Source organism: Teichococcus aerofrigidensis, from assembly GCF_054073225.1.
In genome coordinates this window covers 1-23,494 of sequence record NZ_JBSXMU010000058.1, presented here as the reverse complement: position 1 = coordinate 23,494, position 23,494 = coordinate 1, and the positions used below count along the sequence as shown (strand labels likewise).

Annotated in this window: 19 protein-coding genes; 8 read left to right on the top strand and 11 right to left on the bottom strand. The window is 70.6% G+C overall.

Translation table 11 applies throughout. From position 1 onward, the window contains the following. Window positions 1-93: 93 nt before the first annotated feature. From ACVMLK_RS13135 to ACVMLK_RS13090, 10 genes are all read right to left on the bottom strand, one after another. Complete coding sequence (locus ACVMLK_RS13135) at window positions 94-888, bottom strand: FAD binding domain-containing protein (protein ID WP_198364759.1); 795 nt, start codon at window positions 886-888, stop codon at window positions 94-96. Between the two features lie 14 nt (window positions 889-902). Next, entirely contained in the window at window positions 903-3,326 is a 2,424-nt protein-coding gene (locus ACVMLK_RS13130) for a xanthine dehydrogenase family protein molybdopterin-binding subunit (protein ID WP_422924360.1), read from the bottom strand. A 91-nt stretch (window positions 3,327-3,417) separates the two neighbouring features. After that, window positions 3,418-3,921 (bottom strand): (2Fe-2S)-binding protein, encoded by a 504-nt coding sequence (locus tag ACVMLK_RS13125; RefSeq protein WP_198364757.1) that lies wholly within the window; start codon window positions 3,919-3,921, stop codon window positions 3,418-3,420. A 193-nt stretch (window positions 3,922-4,114) separates the two neighbouring features. Further along, window positions 4,115-5,182, bottom strand: a complete 1,068-nt coding sequence (locus ACVMLK_RS13120; RefSeq protein WP_198364756.1) for an ABC transporter ATP-binding protein — start codon at window positions 5,180-5,182, stop codon at window positions 4,115-4,117. Continuing rightward, window positions 5,179-6,171, bottom strand: coding sequence for an ABC transporter ATP-binding protein (locus ACVMLK_RS13115; protein ID WP_457486635.1), 993 nt, complete (start codon window positions 6,169-6,171; stop codon window positions 5,179-5,181). The genes ACVMLK_RS13120 and ACVMLK_RS13115 overlap by 4 nt, the downstream gene beginning before the upstream one ends. 4 nt (window positions 6,172-6,175) lie before the next feature. Then, entirely contained in the window at window positions 6,176-7,087 is a 912-nt protein-coding gene (locus tag ACVMLK_RS13110; RefSeq protein ID WP_422924363.1) for an ABC transporter permease, read from the bottom strand. Continuing rightward, on the bottom strand, window positions 7,084-8,025 hold the full coding sequence (locus ACVMLK_RS13105; protein ID WP_198364754.1) for an ABC transporter permease: 942 nt from the start codon (window positions 8,023-8,025) through the stop codon (window positions 7,084-7,086). Before ACVMLK_RS13105 ends, ACVMLK_RS13110 begins: the two co-directional genes overlap by 4 nt. 9 nt (window positions 8,026-8,034) lie before the next feature. Beyond that, window positions 8,035-9,639 carry an ABC transporter substrate-binding protein gene (locus ACVMLK_RS13100; RefSeq protein ID WP_457486634.1) on the bottom strand — a complete coding sequence of 535 codons (1,605 nt, stop codon included), beginning with the start codon at window positions 9,637-9,639 and terminating at the stop codon, window positions 8,035-8,037. 129 nt (window positions 9,640-9,768) lie between these two features. Further along, window positions 9,769-11,349, bottom strand: coding sequence for an ABC transporter substrate-binding protein (locus ACVMLK_RS13095; protein WP_457486633.1), 1,581 nt, complete (start codon window positions 11,347-11,349; stop codon window positions 9,769-9,771). A gap of 280 nt (window positions 11,350-11,629) precedes the next feature. Further along, window positions 11,630-13,234 carry an ABC transporter substrate-binding protein gene (locus tag ACVMLK_RS13090; RefSeq protein WP_457486632.1) on the bottom strand — a complete coding sequence of 535 codons (1,605 nt, stop codon included), beginning with the start codon at window positions 13,232-13,234 and terminating at the stop codon, window positions 11,630-11,632. A gap of 231 nt (window positions 13,235-13,465) precedes the next feature. On the opposite strand from ACVMLK_RS13090, the gene ACVMLK_RS13085 reads away from it, so the two are divergent. The 5 genes from ACVMLK_RS13085 to mepA all read left to right on the top strand — a co-directional run bounded on the left by ACVMLK_RS13085 (window position 13,466) and on the right by mepA (window position 18,717). Continuing rightward, window positions 13,466-13,834 (top strand): GtrA family protein, encoded by a 369-nt coding sequence (locus ACVMLK_RS13085; protein ID WP_457486631.1) that lies wholly within the window; start codon window positions 13,466-13,468, stop codon window positions 13,832-13,834. Window positions 13,835-14,243: 409 nt separating this feature from the next. After that, window positions 14,244-16,022, top strand: a complete 1,779-nt coding sequence (locus ACVMLK_RS13080) for a type I secretion system permease/ATPase (RefSeq protein ID WP_457486630.1) — start codon at window positions 14,244-14,246, stop codon at window positions 16,020-16,022. Beyond that, window positions 16,019-17,416, top strand: a complete 1,398-nt coding sequence (locus ACVMLK_RS13075; RefSeq protein ID WP_198364748.1) for an HlyD family type I secretion periplasmic adaptor subunit — start codon at window positions 16,019-16,021, stop codon at window positions 17,414-17,416. Before ACVMLK_RS13080 ends, ACVMLK_RS13075 begins: the two co-directional genes overlap by 4 nt. 136 nt (window positions 17,417-17,552) lie before the next feature. Further along, the gene (locus ACVMLK_RS13070) at window positions 17,553-17,840 is read left to right on the top strand and encodes a hypothetical protein (RefSeq protein ID WP_198364747.1); all 288 of its coding nucleotides are present in this window, start codon (window positions 17,553-17,555) and stop codon (window positions 17,838-17,840) included. Window positions 17,841-17,850: 10 nt separating this feature from the next. Continuing rightward, window positions 17,851-18,717, top strand: a complete 867-nt coding sequence (gene mepA / locus ACVMLK_RS13065) for a penicillin-insensitive murein endopeptidase (protein WP_457486629.1) — start codon at window positions 17,851-17,853, stop codon at window positions 18,715-18,717. A gap of 16 nt (window positions 18,718-18,733) precedes the next feature. Here mepA and ACVMLK_RS13060 read toward each other — a convergent pair whose 3' ends face one another. Continuing rightward, window positions 18,734-19,465 (bottom strand): glycerophosphodiester phosphodiesterase, encoded by a 732-nt coding sequence (locus ACVMLK_RS13060; RefSeq protein WP_457486628.1) that lies wholly within the window; start codon window positions 19,463-19,465, stop codon window positions 18,734-18,736. A gap of 108 nt (window positions 19,466-19,573) precedes the next feature. Between ACVMLK_RS13060 and ACVMLK_RS13055 the strand changes: the two genes are divergently transcribed. The 3 genes from ACVMLK_RS13055 to ACVMLK_RS13045 form a co-directional block, all read left to right on the top strand. Further along, window positions 19,574-19,846 (top strand): hypothetical protein, encoded by a 273-nt coding sequence (locus tag ACVMLK_RS13055; protein ID WP_198364744.1) that lies wholly within the window; start codon window positions 19,574-19,576, stop codon window positions 19,844-19,846. 36 nt (window positions 19,847-19,882) lie between these two features. Beyond that, complete coding sequence (locus ACVMLK_RS13050; protein WP_457486627.1) at window positions 19,883-20,968, top strand: TRAP transporter substrate-binding protein; 1,086 nt, start codon at window positions 19,883-19,885, stop codon at window positions 20,966-20,968. Window position 20,969: 1 nt separating this feature from the next. Continuing rightward, a partial coding sequence (locus ACVMLK_RS13045; protein WP_457486626.1) for an ATP-binding protein occupies window positions 20,970-23,494 on the top strand: 2,525 nt, incomplete at its 3' end.

Below are 23,494 nucleotides of genomic sequence, written 5' to 3'. Positions count from 1 at the left end.
GCCGAAGGTTGCTTCACAGCCTGGCTGAACCGTCCCGCCGGCAGCGGGGGGGGGGGGGGGGCGCGGGGGGGGGGGCCCGCCCCGCGACAGGTCTCAGCCGGCGTCGGCCACCGCGCGCTTGGCCATCACCGTGACCAGGTTGGCGCGGTACTCGGCGCTGCCATGAATGTCGCTGTTGAGGTCGTCCGGCGCCTGCTTCACGCCGGCCACCGCCTCGACGGACCAGTTGGCGGCGAGCGCCGCCTCCATCTCCGCCTGCCGGAAGGCGCAGGGGCCGGCCCCGTTGACGCCGACGCCCACCCCCTTCGGCCCCCGCGCCACGAAGACGCCGGTCATGGAATAGCGGCTGGCCGGGTTGCGCAGCTTGGCATAGCCCGCCTTCTCGGGGATCGGGAAGGAGATGGCCGTCACCAGCTCGCCCGGCTCCAGGGCGGTGGTGAACATGCCCAGGAAGAAGTCGTCGGCCGGGATCGAGCGGCGGTCGGTGACGATGGTGGCGCCGAGCGCCAGCGCCGCCGCCGGATAGTCCGCCGCGGGGTCGTTGTTGGCGATGCTGCCGCCGATCGTGCCGCGGTTGCGCACCTGCGTGTCGCCGATGGTCGAGGCCATGCGGGCCAGCGCCGGGATGGCGGCCATGATCTGCGGGTCGGTCGCCACTTCGTAATGCCGGACCATCGCGCCGATGACCAGCGCGTCGCCCTCGCGCCGCACGTCGCGCAGCTCGGCGATGCCGGAGAGATCGACCAGGGCGGTCGGCTGGTTCAGCCGGTGCTTCAGCGCGGGCAGCAGCGTCATGCCGCCGGACACCGGCTTGGCGTCGGGATCGTCGGTGAGCAGCTTCACCGCATCCGCGATGCTGGACGGCTTGTGGTAGGCGAAATCGTACATCGCGACAGGCTCCCTTACGCGGTGGCGGCGGACAGGGCGCCGCCCTTGCCCTGGATGATGGACCAGATCTTCAACGGTGTCGCCGGCATCTCGACATGCGTCACGCCCAGCTCGCGCAGCGCGTCGACCACGGCGTTGATGACGGCGGGCGGCGAGCCTATGGCGCCCACCTCGCCGCAGCCCTTCACGCCGAGCGGATTGTGGGTGCACAGGGTGACGGCGGTGGAGACGCCGAAGCTCGGCACCTGGGTGGCGCGCGGCATGGCGTAGTCGTTGAGGCTGGCGGTCAGCAGCTGGCCCTCGCTGTCATACACCGTGCCCTCCAGCAAGGCCTGGCCGATGCCCTGGGCGAGGCCACCCTGGATCTGCCCCTCGACGATCATCGGGTTGATGACGCGGCCGACATCGTCGCAGGCGGTGAAGTTGACCACCTGCGTCTCGCCCGTCTCGGGGTCGATCTCCACCTCGCAGACATGGCAGCCGCCAGGATAGGTGAAGTTCTTGGGGTCGTAGAAGGCGGTCTCCTCCAGCCCGGGCTCCAGCTCCTCGATCGGGTAGTCGTGCGGCACGTAGGCGGCCATGCTGATCTCGGCCAGCGACTTCGTCCGGTCCGTGCCGGCGACGCGGAACCGGCCGCCCGCCTCGTCCACGCCGAACTCGATGTCCTCGACCGAGGCCTCCAGGAGATGCGCCGCGATCCTGCGGCCCTTGGCGATGATCTTGTCCATCGCTTTGACCATGGCGGCGCCGCCGACGGCCAGGGAGCGCGAGCCGTAGGTGCCCATGCCGAAGGGGATCTTGCCGGTGTCGCCGTGCACGATCTCGACCGAGCCGAGCGGCACGCCGAGCTGCTCGGCGACGAGCTGGGCGAAGGTGGTCTCGTGGCCCTGGCCGTGGCTGTGCGTCCCGGTGAAGACCGAGATGCTGCCGGTCGGGTGCACGCGGATATTCGCCACCTCGTAGAGCCCCGCCCGGGCGCCGAGTTGGCCGACCAGCTTCGAAGGCGCGATGCCGCAGGCCTCCAGATAGGTGGAGATGCCGATGCCGCGCAGCTTCCCGCGCGCCTTCGCCTCGGCGCGGCGCTGCTCGAAACCGGCATGGTCGGCGGCCTCCAGGGCGAGGCGCAGCGTCGTCTCGTAATCGCCGCTGTCGTATTGCAGCGCGACCGGCGTCTGGTAGGGGAACTGGTCGGGATGGATGAAGTTCCGCCGGCGGATCTCGATGCGGTCGATGCCGGTCTCCCGCGCCGCCACATCGACCAGCCGCTCGAGCAGGTAGGTCGTCTCCGGCCGGCCGGCGCCGCGATAGGCGTCCACCGGCACGGTGGAGGTGAAGACCGCCTTCACCTGCCCGTGGATCGCCGGCGTGGTGTAGCAGCCGGCCAGCAGCGTCGCGGAGAGGTAGGTCGGGATGGCGGGGGCGAAGGTCGAGAGATAGGCACCCATATTGGCCAGGGTCTCGACGCGCAGGCCGAGGAAGCGCCCCTCCGCGTCGAGCGCCAGCTCCGCCCGGGTCACATGGTCGCGGCCATGCGCGTCGGAGAGGAAGCTCTCGCTGCGCTCGCAGGTCCATTTGACCGGCCGGCCGACGCGCCGCGCCGCCCAGGTGACCAGCGCCTCCTCGGCGTAATGATAGATCTTGCTGCCGAAGCCGCCGCCGACATCGGGCGCCACCACGCGCAGCTTGGCCTCCGGCACCTTGAGCACGAAGGCGCCCATCAACAGCCGGATGACATGCGGGTTCTGGCTGGTGGTGGTGAGCGTGTACTCATCCGCGTTCGGATCGTACTCGCCGAGCGCCGCGCGCGGCTCCATGGCGTTGGGGACGAGGCGGTTGTTCGTGGTCTCGAAGCGGACCACCTTGTGCGCTCCGGCGAAGGCGGCGTCCGTCGCGGCCTTGTCGCCGATCTCCCAGTCGAAGCAGAGATTGCCCGGCGCCTCGTCATGCAGCGCCACGGCCCCCGGCGCGAGGGCGGCGGCCATGTCCGGCAGCGCGGGCAGCGGCGCATACTCGACCAGGATCGCCTCGGCGGCATCGCGCGCCTGGGCCTTGGTCTCCGCGACGACCATCGCCACCGGGTCGCCGACATGCCGCACCTTGCCGCTGGCCAGCACCGGGTGCATGGGCTCGGCCATCACCTGCCCGCCCTTGCCGGTCACCTGCCAGCCGCAGGGCACGCCGCCGAGACCGTCGGCCTCCGCCTCCTTCGCGGTCAGGACCGCCTGGACCCCCGGCATGGCCGCCGCGGCCGCGGTGTCGATGGAGAGGATGCGCGCATGCGCGTGCGGGCTGCGCAGGATCCAGGCCTGCAACTGCCCGGGGCGGCTGAGATCGTCGGTATAGCGGCCGCGCCCACGGAGGAAGCGCAGATCCTCCTTGCGACGGACACTGGCGCCGATGCCCTCGAAGGCCGCGCCGACGGGCTTGGTGACGTTCATGGACCTTGCTCTCCCTCGCGCCCTCCCAGGCGCTTTCCTCGGCGCCGTCTCGCACCGCGCCGGGCTTATGATGCCCGGTCGTGGCCAGGAGCTACTCGGCGGCGCGCGCCACCTCGGTGGCACGGCCCTGCATCACATCCGCGGCGGCGGCGATCGCCTTGACGATATTGTGGTAGCCGGTGCAGCGGCAGATATTGCCCTCCAGCCCCTCGCGGATCTCCTGCTCGGACAGGCCATCGGGATGCTTCTTCACCAGGTCGATGGCGCTCATCACCATGCCCGGGGTGCAGAAGCCGCATTGCAGCGCGTGGTGCTCGCGGAAGGCCTCCTGCATCGGATGCAGCGTCCCGTCCGCCGCCGCCAGGCCCTCGATGGTCGTGACCTCGGCGCCGTCGGCCTGAACCGCCAGGATGGTGCAGGACTTCACGCTGTCCCCGCCGATATGCACCACGCAGGCCCCGCACTGGCTGGTGTCGCAGCCGACATGGGTGCCGGTCAGCCGCAGCTTCTCGCGCAGCACCTCGACCAGGAGGGTCCGTCCCTCCACCTCCACCGCATGGGTCTTGCCGTTCACCGTCAGCGTGACATTCGGCATGCCGCCTCTCCCCGTCCGCAATGGCGCCGCGCAGCACGGCGTCCTTGGGATAGGAGGGTCATCCAAGCATGCACGGCCCGTCAAGCGGGGGCTTGCGGGCAAACTGCGTCCGTTCTGGCGCAAATGCGAAGCGTTTGCAAGTACTGGCCGAGAAAAAGGGGCCGAGGCCCCTTCTCCCCCCCCACCAGCCTCGTCAGGCCGCGGCGGCGACGCTCCGGGCCAGCGGATTGCGGGCCTCCGGCAGGTCATGCAGGTGGCAGGCAGCCCATTGCCCGCCCTCGGTCTGCTTCAGGAGCGGCTCGTCGCTGCGGCAGCGATCGAAGACATAAGGGCAGCGCGTGTGGAAGCGGCAGCCCTTCGGCGGGTTGATCGGGCTCGGCACATCGCCCTTCAGGACGATGCGCTGCCGCCCGGCCCCGGGCTCCGGCACCGGCACGGCGGAGAGCAGCGCCTCGGTATAGGGATGCTTCGGCGCGGCGAAGAGCGAGCGCCGCGGGCCGATCTCGACGATCTTGCCGAGATACATCACCGCCACCCGGTGCGTCATGTGCTCGACGATGGCGAGGTCGTGGCTGATGAAGAGCAGGGCCAGGCCGAGCTCTCGCTGCAGGTCCTGCAACAGGTTGACGATCTGCGCCTTGACCGAGACGTCGAGCGCGGAGACCGCCTCGTCGCAGATGATCAGGTCCGGCTCGCCGGCCAGCGCGCGGGCGATGCAGATGCGCTGCCGCTGGCCGCCGGAGAACTCATGCGGCCAGCGGTTCACCGCGTCGCGCGGGAGGCGCACGGTGTCCATCAGCCTGGCCACCCGCTCATCGAGATCCTTGCCGTCCCGGGCCAGGCCGAAGTTGCGGATCGGCTCGGCCAGCAGGTCCTTCACCCGCATGCGCGGATTGAGGCTGCTGAACGGGTCCTGGAAGACCACGCCGACGCGCCGGCGCACCGGGCGCAGCGCGCTCTGGCTGAGGTCGTCGATGCGCTGGCCGTCCAGCACCACCTGCCCCGCGGTCGGCGGGAACAGGCGCAGCAGCGCCTTGCCGACGGTCGACTTGCCGCAGCCCGATTCACCCACCAGGGAGAGCGTCTCGCCCTTGGCGATGTTGAAGCTGACGCCGTCCACGGCATAGACATGGCCGGTGGTGCCGCCGAAGAAGCCCGCCCGGATCGGGAAGTGCTTCTTGAGGTCGTTCACCTCCAGCAGCGGCCGGCCGCCCCGCTGGGGGGCGCCGTGCTGCGGGTGGGTTCCCATGGTCATGCTCATGCGGCCACGGCCTCCTTCTCCGCGTAGTGGCAGGCCGCGACATGGCGCGGCGCCTTCTCCTCCAGGGCCGGCGCGACCTCGCGGCAAAGCTCCGTCACCTTCGGGCAGCGCCCGGCGAAGACGCAGCCCTGGATCTTCTCCTTGAGGCTGGGCACCAGGCCGGGAATCTCGGCCAGGCGCTCGGTCTCGCCATCCAGCGAGGAGCCGAGCTTCGGCACGGCGCCGAGCAGGCCCTGGGTATAGGGGTGGCGCGGCGTGCGGAAGAGGTCCTCGACCCGCGCCTCCTCCACCTTGCGGCCGGCATACATGACGATGACCCGCTCCGCGACCTCGGCGACGACGCCGAGATCATGGGTGATCAGCACGATGGCGGCACCGACGCGGTGCTTGAGGTCGCGCATCAGGTCGAGGATCTGCGCCTGGATGGTGACGTCGAGCGCGGTGGTCGGCTCGTCGGCGATCAGCAGCTTCGGATTGCAGGCCAGCGCGATGGCGATCATCACGCGCTGCCGCATGCCGCCGGAGAGCTGGTGCGGATACTCCTTCACCCGCTTGTCCGGCGCCGGAATGCCGACAAGCGTCAGCATCTCCACCGCCTTGGCCTCGGCCTCCGATTTGGACAGGCCCTGATGCAGGCGCAGCGCCTCGCCGATCTGCTTGCCGATGCTGAGCACCGGGTTCAGCGAGGTCATCGGCTCCTGGAAGATCATGCTGATCTCGTTGCCGCGGATGGCGCGCATCTCGCGGTCCGAGAGATCGAGCAGGCTGCGGCCGTTGAAGCGGATCTGGCCGGCGATCTTGCCCGGCGGCTCGGGGATGAGCCGCAGGATGGACATCGAGGTGACCGACTTGCCGCAGCCGGATTCGCCCACGATGGCGACGGTCTCGCCGGCCTCGACATGGAAGCTCAGCCCGTCCACCGCGCGGTTCACACCGCCATCGGGGGTGCGGAAATGCGTCTGAAGATTCTCGATCTCGAGCAGAGCCATGGCTTTACACCCGCTTGGCGAGGCGCGGGTCGAGCGAATCCCGCAGGCCATCGCCCAGCAGGTTCACCGCCAGCACGGTGACGGACAGGAAGATGGCAGGAAAGAAGACGATATAGGGCTTCACCTGCCACAGGGCGCGGCCCTCGGCCATGATGTTCCCCCAGGAGGGGATGATCGGCGGCGTCCCGGCGCCGATGAAGGAGAGGATGGCCTCGGTGATCATGGCGCTGGCGCAGATATAGGTCGCCTGCACGGTCATCGGCGCCAGGGTGTTGGGCAGGATGTGGCGCCAGATGATCACCGGCGTGCGCGTGCCGGAGGCAATGGCGGCATCGACATAGGGCTGCTCGCGCAGCGAGAGCACCACGCCGCGCACCAGGCGCGAGACGCGCGGGATCTCGGCGATGGTGATGGCCAGGATGACATTGCCCACCGAGCCGCGGGTCAGCGCCATGAGCGCGATGGCCAGCAGGATCGAGGGGATGGACATCAGCCCGTCCATGATCCGCATGATGATGCTGTCGGCCCAGCGCACGAAGCCGGAGACCAGGCCGATGAACAGGCCGATCACCGAGGCGGCGATGGCCACGCCGAAGCCCACCATCAGCGACACGCGGGTGCCGTAGAGCACGCGGGAATAGACGTCGCGGCCCAGCATGTCGGTACCGAACCAGGCCGCCGCCGAGGGGTTGCGCGTGCGCATCACCGGCGCCAGCGCCGTCGGGTCCTTGGTCCAGAGCCAGGGCGCGAAGATGGCGACGGCCACCATCAGCAGCAGCAGGAAGCCGCCGATGCCGATGGTCGGATGACGCATGAGGTAGCCGAGGAAGCCCTTGCGCGGCTTCCGGACGGCCATGATGTCCGGCATGGGGGTCGCCGCCGCGACACCCTGCGGGGGCTGTGTGGTGGTGCTCAATACCGGATCCTCGGGTCGAAGAGAGTGTAGCTCAGGTCGATCAGCAGGTTGACCAGCACGTAGACGAAGCTGAACAGCAGGATCACGCCCTGGATCACCGGATAGTCGCGGCGCAGGATGGCGTCCACCGTCAGGCGGCCAAGGCCCGGAATGGCGAAGACGCTCTCCGTCACCACCGCCCCGCCGATCAGCAGCGCGACGCCGATGCCGATGACGGTAACGATCGGCACCGCCGCGTTCTTCAGCGCGTGCAGGAACAGGATGGTGCGCTGCCCCGCGCCCTTGGCGCGCGCGGTGCGGATGTAGTCCTGCTGCAGCACCTCGAGCATGGTGGCGCGCGTGATGCGGGCGATCAGGGCGATATAGACGCCGCCGAGCGCGATCGAAGGCAGGACCAGGTTGCGGAACCAGGGCCCGAAGCCTTCCGAGAAGGGCGTGTAACCCTGCACCGGGAACCAGTCGAGCTGCAGCGCGAAGTAGTAGGCCAGCAGATAGCCGACGACGAAGACCGGGACCGAGAAGCCGAGCACGGCGAAGGCCATCACCAGGCGGTCGATCCAGGAGCCGTGCTTCCACGCGGCGACGACGCCCATCGGCACGGCGATGACGACGGCCAGCACCAGCGTCACCACCATCAGCGACAGCGTCGGCTCGATGCGCTGCGCGATCATGCGCGTCACCGGCAGGTTGGTGAAGATGGAGACCCCGAGGTCGCCCTGCAGGATGCGGAACACCCATTCACCGAACCGCACCAGGAAGGGGCGGTCGAGGCCGAGGCTCTGGCGGATCCGCTCCACATCGGCCGGCGTGGCCTGGTCACCCGCAATGACCGCCGCCGGATCGCCGGGGGCGATGTAGAGCAGGCTGAAGACAAACAGGGCGACGATCGCCATCACGGGGATGGTCGCCAGGACACGTCGGACGATGTAGGCGAACATGTTCTCTGATCAGCTCTTGGTGACGCCCCAGAAGAACGGGATCGGTGCCTTGACGACACCGGACACGTTCTTCCGCCAGGCCTGGTAGGACATGAAGAAGCCCGTCGGCGCGTAGAGGCCGAACTTCATGGCTTCGGTGTTCAGCTTGTCGATGGCCGCCTTCTCGGCCGCGAGGTCGGCCGCCGCGAACCATTCGTCGCGATAGGCCTCGACCTGGTCGTCCTTCGGCCAGCCGAACCAGGCGCCATCGCCATTGGCGCGGATGGCGCTATAGGCGGCCGGGTTGAGGCAGTCGGCGCCGGCGTGCCAGGTGTGGAAGATGTGCCAGCCGCCCTGGCTCGGCGGGTTCTTCATGGCGCGCCGGCTGCCCACCGTGCCCCAGTCCGTGGCGACGAAATCGACGTTCATGCCGATCCGCTTCAGCAGATCGGCCGTGACATCGCCGAAGGCCTTGGTGATCGGCTGGTCCTGCGCCACCAGGACGGTGATCGGCTCGCCCTTGTAGCCGGCCTCGGCCAGCAGCTTCTTCGCGCCCTCATAGTCGCGCTTGCCCTTCAGGATGTCGCCGCCCGCCTCGGTGTAGAGTGGCGTGCCGGGCGTGAAGAAGCCGGCCATCGACTTCCACAGCTCCTGCTCGTCCCCCACCAGGGCGCGCATGTAGTCCTCCTGGCTCAGCGCCATCAGGATGGCGCGGCGCGCGCGGACGTCATTGAAGGGCGCGTGCAGGTGGTTCATGCGGAAGCTGCCGACATTGCCCAGCGGATCGGCGATGTCCACATTGATGTTGCGGTTGCGCCTGAGCAGGGGCACCAGGTCGGCGATCGGGTTCTCCCACCAGTCCACCTCGCCGTTCTGCAGCGCGGCCACGGCGGTCGCCGGGTCGGGCATGATCACCCATTCCACGCGGTCCACCATCACCCGCTTGCCGCCCGCCATCCAGTCGGGTGCCTCATCGCGCGGCACATAGCCTTCGAACTTGGCGAAGACCGCCTTGGCGCCGGGAACCCATTCCTCGCGCACGAAGCGGAACGGGCCCGAGCCGACGAACTCCGTGATCTGCTGGAAGGGATCGGTCTTCGCGATCCGTTCCGGCATGACGAAGCTGCAGGGCGAATTGTTCTTCGCCAGGGCCAGCAGCATCTTCGGGTAGGGCTTCTTCAGCGACCAGCGGAAGGTCGCGTCGTCCACCGCGACCAGTTCGTTCTGGATGGCGCGGATCATCTGGCCCATCGGGTCGCGCACCGCCCAGCGGTTCAGGCTGGCCACCGCATCCTTGGCCAGCACGGGCGCGCCGTCATGGAACTTCAGGCCCTGGCGCAGCTTGAAGGTCCAGGTGAGGCCATCGGCGGAGACCTCCTCGGCCTCCACCATCTGCCGCCGCGGCTCCAGCTTGGCATCGAGCCCGTAGAGCGTGTCCCAGACCAGCATGCCGGCGTTGCGGACGACGTACTGGGTGCCCCAGATCGGATCGAAGTTGGCCAGGTTGGCCTGCGGCACGAAGCGCAGCGTGCGCGCCGCCGCGCCCTGCGCCAGGGCCGGCGCCGGCAGGATACCCGCCGCCGGCGTCACCGCGGCCGCGCCGGCGGCGAGCTTCAGGAAAGACCTGCGTTCCATGATTGTCACCCCATCGATCTCCCAGCATGCGACCGGACCGGCCGCTTCCCCGTTGCCTGCCCACGGCCGGCTCGCCGGGGATACTGGGGGCGCACCAGCACATACCGTGCCACCCCCGCCGCCGCCCCGCTAGGATTTCTCGATGTTCCAGAAAACCGTGGAGGGGGAACGGCTGACGCCGCGCACGTTGCGCCGCCAGACCGAAGGCTGCCAGTAGAAGCCGAGCGGGACATAGGGAATGCTGAGCATGGCCTGGGCATTCAGCGCGTCCCCGATGCGCCTGGCCTCGGCCGGATCGGGCGCGCGCAGCCACGCCGCGCGCAGCCGCTCGATCTCCGGGTCGTCCGGCCAGCCGAACCATGCATCCTTGCCATTGGCCCGCAGCATCAGGTGGATCGGCGGCATGTTCAAGGAGTTGCCGGAGGAGGTGGTGTGGAACACGTTCCAGCCGCCCCGCTCCACCGGCTCGCGCGAGGCGCGGCGCTGGCCGAGCGTGCCCCAGTCGACCGAGACCAGTTCCACATTCATGCCGAGGCGCCGCAGCAGGTCGGCGGTGACCAGGGACAGCGCGTTGATCTGCGGATAATCGCCAGGCGCTACCAGCACCACCTTCTCGCCGGCATAGCCCGCCGCCTTCAGCGCGGCGCGCGCCTTCTCCACATCGTGCGTCTTCAGGATCTCGCTGCCGGCCTCGCTTTCCAGCGGCGAGCCGCAGGTGAACACGCCCGGGCAGACGCCCCAGCCCTCCGGCGCCTCTCCGGCGACGGCGCGCAGATAGTCGCGCTGGTCCACCGCCATGGCGACGGCGCGCCGGATCTCCACCTTGTCGAAGGGCGGATGCAGGTGATTGAGCCGCATGCAGCCGTAGGTTCCCTCCGTCAGCCTCTGCTCGACGACGAGGTCACGATTGGCGCGCATCACAGGCAGCAGGTCGTGAAGCGGATACTCCCAGTAGTCCTGCTCGCCGGTCTGCATGGCGCCGGCGGCGGTCGCGGGATCGCTGATCACCGTCCATTCGACGCGGTCCAGCTTCGGCACCTTGGCGCCGGCCAGCCCGTCCGGGGCATCCTGGCGCGGGGCATAGCGGTCGAAGCGTGTCCAGACCGACCTCTGCCCGGGGTTCCATTCCTCCGGCAGGAAGCGGAAGGGGCCGGAGCCGACGGCCTCGCGGATCTGGGTGAAAGCGTCCACCTGCGCCAGCCGCTCGGGCATGATGAAGGCGGGGGACGGGCTCTTGCCGAGCGCCAGGGCCAGGAAGGGGAACGGCTCCTTCAGCCGGAAGACGAGCCGCCGGTCGTCGAGCGGCTCCAGCGCGTCGACGGCACGCCACAGCACCTGACCGAAGGGGTCGCGCTTGGCCCAGCGGGTGATGGAGGCGGTGCAGTCGCGGGCCCGCACCGGCTCGCCGTCATGGAAGAACAGGCCTTCGCGCAAGGTGAAGGTCCAGCGCCGGCCGTCATCCTCCACCAGCCAGCCTTCCGCCATCTGCGGTTGTGGCTCGGTCCGGGAATTCACCGCCGTCAGCGTGTCATAGACCAGATAGCCGTGGTTCAGCGTCACCACCGCCGTGGTCCAGAACGGATCGAGGCTGGTGAGATTGGCCTGCGGGATCACCCGCAGCACCTTGGCCGCGCCCTGCGCCAGGGCCGGACGGGCGAGGGCGGCGGCGGAGAGGCCGAGGCCGGCGCCCAGGAGATCGCGGCGGAGCATGGTTCCTCCGGCGCTCAACGGCGGATTGTCGCGGGCGGGCGTTCAAGGAGGATGGGCATGTGCGGGCACGCCGCACGAGCAGCACCAAGGCTGTGTCGGTTCATCTGGATGGTCTCCCGAAGATGGGCTGCCAGGCTTGGCGCCTGGTCTTGGCCCGTCATGCGCTCCTTCGGGGATTGGATCAGTCCCGCGCCTCAGGGGCAAGTGAGGAGCGGCAAAAAAGAGCGGCCCGACGGGTGCCGGGCCCCTCCCAAGGATCAGTCGTGGATCAAGTCGTGGATCAGCCGCGCTGCACGTTCCAGAACATGGGCAGCCCCTTCAGCACGCCGCTCAGGTTGCGGCGATAGGCCCAGGCCTGGAAGTACTGGCCGCAGGGCAGGTAGGGCACGTCCTGCTGCAGGGCCTGCAACTGGATGTCGCGCGCGATCGCCTGCTGCGCGGCGAGGTCGGGCGCCTCGAACCAGGCGTTGCGAAGCTCCTCCAGGCGCGGCGCGGTGGGCCAGCCGAACCAGGCCGCCTGGCCGTGGCCGCGCAGCGCCTGCTGTACGCCCGGATTGGCCATGTCGACACCCGCCCAGAAGGTGAAGAACATGCTCCAGCCGCCCTTCTCGGGGGCCTCCTTGCTGGCGCGCCGCTGCACCACGGTGCCCCAGTCGGTCGAGACGAAATCGACGTTCATGCCGCATTTCTGCAGCATGTCGTGCCCGACCATGGCCAGGGCGTGAAGCGAGGGGAAATCGGTGGCGGCGATCAGCACCACCTTCTCGCCCTTGTAGCCGGCGGCGGCGAGGTCGCGCTTGACCTTGTCATAGTCGCGCGGGCTGGTCAGCGCCTCCATCCCGGCATCGTTGGCCAGCGGCGTCTCGGGCGTGAAGATGCCCACGCCCTCCCGCCAGAGGCTCTTGTCGGTGCCGATGACGGCCGTCATGTAGTCCGCCTGGCTGACGGCGCCGAGCAGCGCGCGGCGGATCACCGGATTGTCGAAGGGCGGGTGCAGATGGTTGAACCGCGCCATGCCCATCAGCCCGGTCGGGTCCTGGATCTCCATGGTCAGGTTGCGGTTGCGCCGCAGCAGCTCCTGAAGGTCGCCCGGCGGCTGCTCCCACCAGTCGGCCTCGCCGTTCTGCATGGCATTGGCCGCCGTGGCGGCATCCGGCATGACGTTCCACTCGACGCGGTCGAAATGCACGCGCTTCGGGCCGGCCGTCCAGGTCGGCGTGCCCTCGGGGCGCGGCACGTAGTCAGCGAAGCGCTCATAGACGATGCGGGCGCCCGGCACGCGCTCATCGGCCTTGTAGCGGAACGGCCCGCTGCCGATCATCTCCTTCACCGGCACGGCGGGATCGGTCTGCGCCAGCCGTTCGGGCATGATGAAGCAGACCGGGGTGGCCGGCTTGCCCAGCGCCTCGAACATCAGCGGGAAGGCCCGCTTGAGCCGCCACAGGATGGTCCTGTCATCCGGCGCGGAAAGCTCGTCCACCGCCGTCATCATGACCTGGCCCAACGCGTCGCGCTTCGCCCAGCGCTGGATGGAGGCGACGCAGTCGCGCGCCCGCACCGGCGCGCCGTCATGGAACTTCAGCCCCTCGCGCAGCGTCATGGTGACGCGGCGGCCCTCATCCTCGACCACATGCCCCTGCACCATCTGCGGCTGCGGCCTGTAGTCCTGGTCGAAGCCGTAGAGCGTGTCCCAGACCATGTAGCCGTGGTTGCGGCTGACATAGGCGGTGGTCACGATCGGGTCGGCCACCGCCAGATCGGCCTGGGGGATGAACTTCAGCACCCGGGCGGCGCTGCCCTGGGCGACCGCGAAGCGAGGCAGGGCCGTGGCGGCCCCCATGGCGGCGATGCCGGCGGCACCACCCAGCATCTGGCGTCGGAACATGTTCGGTCGATCTCCCGCAGCGGTCGGCCTGCTCTCAGGAGGGGGAGGGAAGCCGAGTGCACCTCCCGGCGCAAGAGGCCATCGCGCCCCGCCCCTCCCCCACCCCCCCTTGGCAGCCGGGGCGGGCGCGGCCTAATGCCCCGCTTTATGCCGCCCGATGCGCCCCCCGATGCGTCCCCTGGCGCAACCCGAGCCTCCGCGTCCCGCGGCCCGGGCGCCCTGCCCGGCCAGATGCTGCGCTTCGGCCTGGTCGGCAGCCTGGGCGTGCTGGTCGACACCGCGGTGCTCTATGCCGCCCTCTGGCTGGGCGCCGGACTCCATGGCGGCCGTCTGCTCTCCTACCTGGCTGCGGCCAGCGGCAACTGGGCCCTGAACCGGATCTGGACCTTCCGCGGGGCCTCCCGCGACCGGCCGGAGCGGCAATGGCTGCTCTTCCTGCTGGTCAATCTGGTCGGCTTCGCCCTGAACTACGGCACCTACGCGCTGCTGATTGGGCAATGGCCGCCGGCCGCCGCGCACCCCGTGCTGGGCGTGGCCGCGGGCGCCCTGGCCGGGATGGCCGGCAACTTCCTGCTCAGCCGCCAGCTCGTCTTCCGATGAAGGGGCCGGCGCGACGTATCTCTTTTTCCGCACGGCCGAGCGTTTCTTGTCCGCCGCCTGTCCCACCCTTCCCCTCCCGGCCGGAGCGAACCAGAGGGCTTTCAGAGCCACGCCGGAGCCGCGTGCCACCTGGAGAAGACATGCACAAGCAGTCATACAACTCATCGTGCAATGCCTTGATCCGCTGTGCTAGAAGCACCGTGACTGGGAAAGGCCGCGCCAGGCACGCCCTTTTACCCGATGACTGAAGCCTTCCCGCGCCGGCCCGTCGCCCAAGGGCGGTGCCGGGGACGATGCCAAGGAGCAAGCGGCACATGCCGACGAGACTATCCGGAATCGAAACGGCGTTTGCATCCTGGTGGGAGTTGGCGGCGTTGACTGGCCGAGACTGCACGGAGAGGTTGTATTGATGTTCCGAGCTCCACGCCTTCCAGGTGCAGAGAAGCCGGGCGATACGCCCCTGACCCGCGCGATCGAGACCTGCCGGAAGGAGTTCCTGGCGGTCGGCCTGTTCAGCGGCGTGGTCAATCTGCTGCAGCTGACCGTGTCGATCTACATGATGCAGGTCTTCGACCGGGTGCTGGCCACCCGCAGCCTGGACACGCTCTACTTCCTCACCGCCATCGCCGTCGCCGCCCTTCTGCTGCTGGCGGTGCTGGAGGCGGTGCGGAGCCGGGTGATGCAGCGCGCCGCGACCTGGATCGAGAGCCGCGTGGCGCCGGAGGGCTTCGAGCGGGCGCTGGAGGCGCAGCTGCGTGGCCGCCCCTACCGCATGGAGGCGCTGCGCGATCTCGGCTTCTGCCGTTCCTGGCTGGCCTCGCCCGGCGCGCTGGCGGTCTATGACGTGCCCTGGGTGCCGATCTATCTCGGCGCCATCTTCCTGCTGCATCCGGTGATGGGCTTCATCGCCCTGGGCGGCGCGGTGCTGCTCTTCCTGCTCACCCTGTTCAACGAGTATTCCACCTCCTCCCTGCTGAAGCAGGCGAACACGTCGATGATGGCAAGCCAGCGCCGCGCCGACGCCATCGCCCGCAATGCCGAGGTGATCGACAGCATGGGCATGGCGCCCGCCGTCATGCACCGCTGGCGCCAGGGCGTGGCCGAGACGGTGGGGCCGCAGGAGAAGGCGGCCGACCGCGCCGCCCTGCTGCTCTCCACGACCAAGTTCCTGCGCCTCGCGGTGCAGCTCGCCATCCTCGGCGTCGGCGCCTATCTGGTGCTGCAGCAGCAGCTGACCGCCGGCGCCTCGATCGCCGGCTCGATCATCATGGGCCGCGCCCTGGCCCCGGTGGAGCAGCTGATCGGCGGCTGGAAGGGGCTGGTGCAGGCGCGCCAGGCCCTGAAGCGGGTCACCGCCTTCCTCTCCCTGCCGCGCATCCGCCCGCCGGGCCTGGCGCTGCCGGAACCCTCCGGCCGCATCCAGGCCGAGCGCGTCGCCTATGGCCTGCCCGGGCAGAACGCGGCCATCATCAAGGGCGTCTCCTTCGGTCTCGATGCCGGTGAAAGCCTGGCCATCATCGGCCCCTCCGCCGCCGGCAAGACGACGCTGATCCGCCTGCTGATCGGCACGCTGGCGCCCAATTCCGGCACGGTCCGCATGGACGGGGCCGATGTCTACACCTGGAAGCGCGAGGATTTCGGCCGCCATGTCGGCTACCTGCCGCAGGATGTCGAGCTGTTCGACGGCACGGTCTTCCAGAACATCGCCCGCATGGCCGAGGCCGAGCCGGAGGCGGTCTTCGCCGCCGCCCAGCTCGCCGGCTGCCACGAGATGATCCTGCGCCTGCCGCAGGGCTACGACACCGAGATCGGCGAGGGCGGGCAGCATCTCTCCGGCGGCCAGCGGCAGATGATCGGCCTGGCGCGGGCCCTCTTCGGCCGGCCCAAGCTGGTGGTGCTGGACGAGCCCAACTCCAACCTGGACGGCGATTCCGAGGCGGCCCTGCAGCGCGCCATCAATGCCCTGAAGGCCCAGGGCACCACCGTGATCCTGGTCTCGCACCGGCCGGCGCTGGTGCAGGGCGTGGACAAGGTGATGCTGTTGAAGGACGGCGCCATCGAGCTCTTCGGCCCGCGCGCCGAGGTGCTGAAGCGGATCATGACGCCCCGCGCCGCGCCGCCCGCCGCCCCGGCCGAGGTCACCGCCGCCGCCGCTTCCCCCCGCCTGGCCCCCGGAGGCGCCGCATGAGTGTCACGACCCTTCCCCCCGCCGGTCCCCCCGCCGGGGGCGGCCCCGGCGCCCTCGCGCCGCGCCCGGGCAACCTGCCGCCGCTGCGGCCGGACCCGCTGCTCGACGCGCCCCGCCCCCGCACGCGCGGCACGCTGCTCTTCGGCCTGGTGGTGACGCTGGTCTTCGTCGGCGGCTTCACCGCCTGGTCCACCCTGGCGCCTTTGGCCGAGGCGGCGATCGCCCCGGGCCAGATCCGCAGCGAGGGCAATCGCCGCACCATCCAGCATCTCGAGGGCGGCATCGTCCGCGAGATCCTGGCGCGCGACGGCGACAGCGTGAAAGCCGGCCAGGTGCTGATGCGCCTCGACGACGTGCAGGCCGGCGCCACGCTGGAGACGCTGCGGGCGCAGCGCTGGGCGCTGCTGGCGCAGGAGGCTCGCCTCGCCGCCGAGGCGCGCGGCGCCAGCGAGATCGCCTTCCCCGCCGACCTGCGGGACAGCACCGACCCGCGCGCGCTGGAGGTGATGACCGGCCAGCGGACGCTGTTCGCCGCCCGGCAGACCAGCCTGAACAGCCAGCTCCAGGTGCTGGAGGCCCGCATCGCCCAGCACGAGGCGACCGCCAGCTCCGCCCATGGCCAGATCGCCAGCCAGCAGCGCCAGCTCGCGCTGATCCGGCGCGAGGAGGAGGATGTGCAGACCCTGGTCCGGCAGGGGCTGGAGCGCATGCCCCGCCTGCTCGCCCTGCAGCGCAATGTCGCCTCCCTCGAGGGCAACATGGTCGATCTGCGCGGCCAGGTGGAGCGCGCCGCGGCCTCCGCCGAGGAGGCGCGCAACCAGATGCGGCAGACCCGCGACCAGCGCCTGGCCGAGGTCTCGACCGAGGCGCGCGAGGTGCGCACGCGCCTCAACGAGGCCGAGGACAAGCTGCGCGCCGCCCGCGATGTCGCCACCCGGCGCGAGATCGTGGCGCCGGAGGACGGCACCATCCTCGGCAGCAAGTTCTTCAACCTGGGCGCCGTGGTCCGCCCCGGCGAGCCGGTGATGGAGCTGGTGCCGGCGCATGACCGGCTGGTGGCCGAGGTGCAGCTCTCGCCGAGCGATATCGACGTGGTCTATCCCGGCCTTCAGGCGGAGGTCCGCCTGCCCGCCTTCAAGCAGCGGCTGGTGCCCTATCTGCACGGCCACGTCACCTATGTCGCCGGCGACGTGACGATGGATGAGCGGACCCGCGCCAGCCATTACCGCGTGCAGGTGCTGATCGATGCCGACCAGCTCACCAAGCTGGAGAATGTCGAGCTGAAGGCCGGCATGCCGGTCGAGGCGCAGATCCAGACCGGCAGCCGCAGCTTCTTCCACTACATGCTGCAGCCGGTCTTCGACAGCTTCCACCGCGCCTTCCGCGAGCAGTAGCCCCGGCGCCGGCCGGGCGGCGGCACCGCCCGGCTGGCCCCGGCCACCGCTTTCCGCTAGAGCGACCCATGTCCGCCCGGCGCCCGCGCGAGAGCCGCGGTGTCGGGCGGCCCCGCCCGCAGACCAGGAGACGCCCATGACCGACACCTCCGCCCTCTTCGCCGACGGCATCATGGAGGCCAGCGTGCATCACGGCGTCGCCCGCCTGACCCTGGCGCAGACCGGCCAGGACGGGAAGCCGGTGCCCTGCGGCCAGCTGGCGATCCCGGTGGTGCAGCTGCCGGCCTTCGCCAACGGTGTCCTGGCCCTGCTGAAGCAGATCGACAGCCGGGTGAAGCAGGCCCAGCAGGCGCAGCAATCCTCCGCCGATGCGCCGGCCGAGGCACCCCAGCAGGTTCCGGGCTCCTTCCGCTTCTCCGGCTGACGCCTCGGCGATGGGCGGGCGCGCGCTCGCCTGCATCCTGGCCTGCGCCGTCTCGCTGCTCGCCGTGCCGGCCCAGGTCAAAGAGGGCCGGGCCAAAGAGGGCCAAACCCCCGGCTGGGCCACGGTGCCCGGCCCGGCCTCCGGCCCGGTGGCGGTCCATGGCGCGCACGGCCTGGGCTGCCTCGCGGGCGCCGAGGCCCTGCCGCCGGAGGGCTCAGGCTGGCAGGCGGTGCGGCTGTCCCGCAACCGGATCTGGGGACATCCCGATCTGATCGCGGCCCTGCGCGGCCTCGCCGGCCAGGCCCGGGCCGCCGGCCTGCCGGACCTGCTGATCGGCGATCTCGGCCAGCCGCGCGGCGGCCCGATGCCCTGGGGCCACGCCAGCCACCAGATCGGCCTCGATGCCGATGTCTGGCTCGATCTGCGCCCGCGCCCACCCCTCTCCCGCCAGGCCCGGGAGGCGATCGAGGTGCCTTCGGTCGTGCGGCCGGACGGCCTCGCGGTCGATCCGGCCCGCTTCACCGGCGCGCATGCGCTGCTGCTCAGGCTCGCGGCCGGACAGCCGGGGGTGGACCGGATCTTTGTCCACCCGGCGATCAAGCAGGCGCTCTGCCAGGCCCATCCCGGCGCCGGCTGGCTGCGGCGTATCCGCCCCTGGCGCGGGCACGATTCCCATATCCATATCCGCCTGCGCTGCCCGGCGGATCAGCCCGGCTGCCGGGATCAGGCGCCGCCGCCGCCCGGAGATGGCTGCGACGCCAGCCTGGCCTGGTGGTTCACGTCCGAGGCACGGCAGCCGCCGGCGCCGCCCGCCGCCCCGCCACCGGCGGTCCCATCGCTGCCCGCTGCCTGTGCCGCGGTCCTGGCGGCGCCCTGAGCCACGGCGCGCAGCCTCACCCCCGCAGGCGCAGGGCCAGCACCGGATCGTCCGTGGCCATCAGGTCGAGGCCCAGGCCCAGGGCCTTCTGGATGCTTTCGGCGTGATTGGCGCCCCAGGCGCCCAGCCGCAGTCCGGCACCGCGCAGGCGGCCGACCAGCTCGGCATCCAGCGCCTCGATCTCGGTCTCCACCATCCCGAGGCCATGGGTGCGGGCGACGGCGATGACACCGCCGGCGCCGATCTGCCGCAGCAGGCCGCGGCCGAACAGCCAGGCCACGCCGGCCAGGCCGCCGGCGCCCTCCGCCGCCGCCGCCAGCTCGGCGTCGAAGGTGATGATCTGGCACTGGCCGCGGATGCCCGCCGCCTCCAGCACCGCCAGGGAGCCCTCCAGCAGGGGCGCCTGCTGCCCCCGCGCCGGGGTCTTCAGCTCCACCTGCAACCGCATGTCACGGCCACGGAACAACGCCGCCACCGCCGCCAGGCTCGGGATGCAGCCACCGCCCGCGCCGCGCAACCGGATGCGTTCCAGCCGGGCCGCCGGCTGCCCCGCGACCGGGCCGCTGGCCTCGCTCATGCGATCCAGCGTCGCGTCGTGGAACACCATCGGCACGCCATCGGCGCTCAGCTGCACGTCGCACTCGGCCAGGTCCACCGGAAGCAGGAGCGTGTTGCGGAAGGCTTCCAGGCTGTTCTCGGGCCACAGGAAGGCGCCCCCGCGATGGCTGGCGATCTCGGTTCCTTGCATCGTTCGTTCCGATTCGGGCATGTTTGGGCGAGGCTCGCCGGGTCTGGATGCTGGCGGAATCGCCGGAGGCCATTTAAAGTCGAATAAACTTCTGCGCGAGGTCCTAACATGCCCCTTCTACTGGTTGCCCATGACCAGGCGGCCGACGGAGCCCTGGCGCTGGAGGATGCGGTCTGGCAGCTGGCGGAGTCTCATCTGACGCTGCCCGGCTCCCTGCTGGTGGAGACCGCCGTCTCGCCCCGCTACCTGAACGAGCACCTGTTGGGCGCCATGCGGCGCGCCGACCTTCAGGGCACGCTGCTTGTCGTTCCGGTGGCCGCGCCGAGCTGGAGCGGCCTCTCGCCCGAGGCCGAGGAATGGATCCGCGCCCGGCTGCCCTGAGACTGTGCGCCCGGCACGGGCGGGAAGGAAAGCGGCATGAAAAGGCTGATCCGCAAGGCGGAGCGAGGGGCATGGTGGCGCGCTGGCCTTGCCCTGGCGGCGTTGCTCGGCCTGGGAGGCGGCCCCTCGGCGGCGCAGCAGACCGAACCCATCCAGCTCAAGATCGTGGGTGGCCTGGCCGGCGTCTCGCAATACACCCGCTACGAGCAGCCCTTCTGGCAGAAGCGCGTGCCGGAGCTGACCGGCGGCCGCGTCGCCGCGGAGATCGCGCCCTTCGACCGCGCCGGCTTTCGCGCCGAGGAGATGCTGCCGCTGATGCGCCTCGGCGTGGTGAGCTTCGGCACGGCGCTGGTCGCCATTGTCTCCAGCGAGGAGCCGGAGTTCAACGCCGTCGATCTGCCGGCGCTCAACCCGGATATCGAGAAGCTCCGCGAGACCATCCGCCTCTACCGTCCGCATCTGAGGGAGCTGCTGGCCGAGCGCTACGGCATCGAGCTGCTCTCCATCTACACCTATCCGGCGCAGGTGACATGGTGCAGCCGCGCCTTCTCCGGCCTGGCCGATCTCGCCGGCCGCCGCGTCCGCACCTCCTCGGTCGGTCAGGCCGAGGTCTTCGAGGCGCTCGGCGCCACCTCCGTCGTCATTCCCTTCGCCGACATCGTCACCGCCATGAAGGCCGGCGTGGTGGAATGCGCCGTGACCGGCACGCTCTCGGGCAACACCATCGGCCTGCAGGATGTGACCACGCATGTGCACAGCATGGCGCTGACCTGGGGCGTCTCCATCTTCGGCGCCAATGCGGAGGCCTGGAAGGCGCTGCCCCAGTCGGTGCGCGACAGCCTGCGCCAGGGCCTCGGGGAACTCGAGACGGCCATCTGGGACGGCGCGGCGAAGGAGACCGGCGAGGGCCTAGCCTGCAGCGCCGGCCTGCCGGATTGCAGCACGGGCCGCAAGGGCAGCATGACGGTGGTTCCGGTGACGCCGGCGGACAATGAGCGGCGGCGCCAGTTGCTGGTGAACACCGTGCTGCCGCGCTGGGTCGATCGCTGCGGCAGCGACTGCGCGGCCGCCTGGAACAGGTATCTGGGACCGGCGAACGGCATCATGGTCCGCGAGGACTGAGATGCAGCAGTTCCGGCGCATCCGCCTCGCCATCCTGCTGGCCGCCGTGGCACTGCTGCTGGGACAATGGTTCACCACTTCCCTCCTGGTCGGCCGCACGCGCGAGGCGGCGATGTCCGCCTCCGCCGACACGGTGCTGCGGGTGGCGCGCTCGGTGGAGGCCTCGGTGAACCGCAGCCTGGTGCAGGTGGACGCCATGCTGACCGGCCTACCGTCGATCCTGACGCCGCTAGCCAGCGGCGGGCGGCTCGACGCGAACCTGGCCAACCGCGTCCTGCGCGAGCTGAACAACCAGAACTTCACCTTCCGCGACGTGCTGCTGATCGGCGCCGACGGCATGCCGGTGGCCACCGGCCTGCCCGTCTCGCGCCGCCGCCCGCTGCCCTTCTCCATCGACACCGCCTTCTTCGAGGGGGGCGGGCGGGCCGGCGGCGTGCTGATCGCCGGGCCGATCCGCAACCCGGCGACCAGCGAGTGGTCGCTGTTCATGGCGCGCCGCATCCGCCTGCCGGACCTCGGCTCCCTGCTCGCCGTGGCGGAGCTGCCGGTGCCGGTGATGATCAACCTGCTGGCCGCCAGCGGCGGCGACGGCAGCAATCTCCGCCTGACCCTGGAGCGGGATGACGGCACGCTGATGGCGAGCCTGCCGCATGACGAGCCGCGCATCGGCACCCTGCTCTCGCCGACCTCGCTGGAGCGGTTGCAGGAGGCCAGCAGCGGCGTGCTGATGGAGACCGCGAGCCGCTTCGAGGGCGTCCCGGTCATCGCCGCGGTCCGCCCCCTGCTCTATTCGTCCCTCACCGTCTCGGCCAGCCTGAAGCTGAGCGACGCGCTGGCGGAATGGGAGAAGGAGCGCTTCCGCGCGCTCATTATCTCGATCGCCTTCGCGGCGCTGGTGGGCGCCCTGGCGGCGGCGCTGATCCTGGCCATGCGGCAGCGGGAGAAGGTGGAGGCCGAGCGCAATCGCTGGCGCGCCATGCTGGAGAACGCGCTCGACAGCATGACCGACGGCTTCGTCATGTGGGACGCCAACGACCGGCTGGTGGCCTGCAACGCCCGCTACAAGGATTTCTACCGGGTCAGCGCCTCGGTCATCGAACCGGGCGCGCATTTCGACGACATCATGCGGGAAGGCTTCCTCCGCGGGCAGTATCCCCAGGCCGGCGACGACCTCGATGCCTTCCTGCAGGACATGCGCCGCTGGCACCGGGGCGACAGCCCCCCCATGGAGCGCCTGCTGCCCGATGGGCGCTGGGTGCTGGTGACCGAGCGGGCCACGCCGGGCGGTGGCACCGTCGGCATCCGCACCGACATCACCGCCATGAAGCGCACCATGGAGGACCTCGCCGTGGCGCGCGACCAGGCGGCCGCGGCCGGCGAGGCCAAGACGCAGTTCCTGGCGCGGATGAGCCACGAGCTGCGCACGCCGCTGAACGGCATCCTCGGCTTCGCGCAGGTGCTGCTCAACGATCCCCGGCTGGTGCCGGAGCAGCGCGAGCAGCTGCGGACCCTGCACGAGGCGGCGCGCCATCTGCTCGAGCTGGTGAACGGCCTGCTCGACCTGTCGAAGATCGCGGCCGGCCGGCTGGAGCTGCACCCGGAGCCGGCCGAGCTGCCCCTGCTGCTGGAGCGCAGCGCGGCGCTGCTGGGGCCGGAGATCCAGCGCAAGGGGCTGCGCTTCATCCTGGACGTCGCCTCGGGGACGCCGCACTTCGTCATGGTGGATCCGACCCGCCTGCGCCAGCTGGTGCTGAACCTGCTGTCCAACGCGGTGAAGTTCACGCCGACCGGCGGCCAGGTGACGCTGCGCGCGCGGGCCGCCTGCGAGGGCGAGGGCATCCGGCTCGAGGTCGAGGACACCGGCCCGGGCGTGCCGCAGGAGCAGCGGCATCTGCTGTTCCGCGACTTCGTGCAGCTGGCGACGCCGGGCGCCGGCACCGCCGAGATGGGCACCGGGACCGGCCTCGGCCTTTCCATCGCGGCCCAGCTCGCGCAGCTGATGGGCGGCACGATCGGCTGCGACAGCGAGCCCGGGCACGGCGCGCGCTTCTGGGTCGAGCTGCCCTTGCCCTCCACCCTGCCCATCGCCCTGACCGGCCAGGACATGCGCGCGGCACCCCCCCCGCCCTCCCCCAATCCCTTGCAGATCCTGGTGGTGGACGATGTTCCGGCGAACCGGCTGGTGGCCCGGGCCATGCTGACCAGCGCCGGCCACCACGTCACCTGCGTCGAAGACGGCTCGGTCGCGGTGGCGGCGGTGCAGCAGACCGCCTTCGACCTGGTGCTGATGGACCTGCAGATGCCGGTGATGGACGGGCTGGAGGCAACGCGCCGCATCCGCGCCCTGCCGCCGCCGCGCGGCCGCGTTCCGGTGGTGGCGGTGACGGCCTCGGCCATGCCGGAGCAGGTGGAGGCCTGTCGCGCGGCCGGCATGGACGGCCACCTGCCGAAACCCATCGATCGCGACGTGCTGCTGCGGCTGGTGCGGCAGTATGCGCTGCGGGGCGCGGCCGCGCTGGAGCCCGC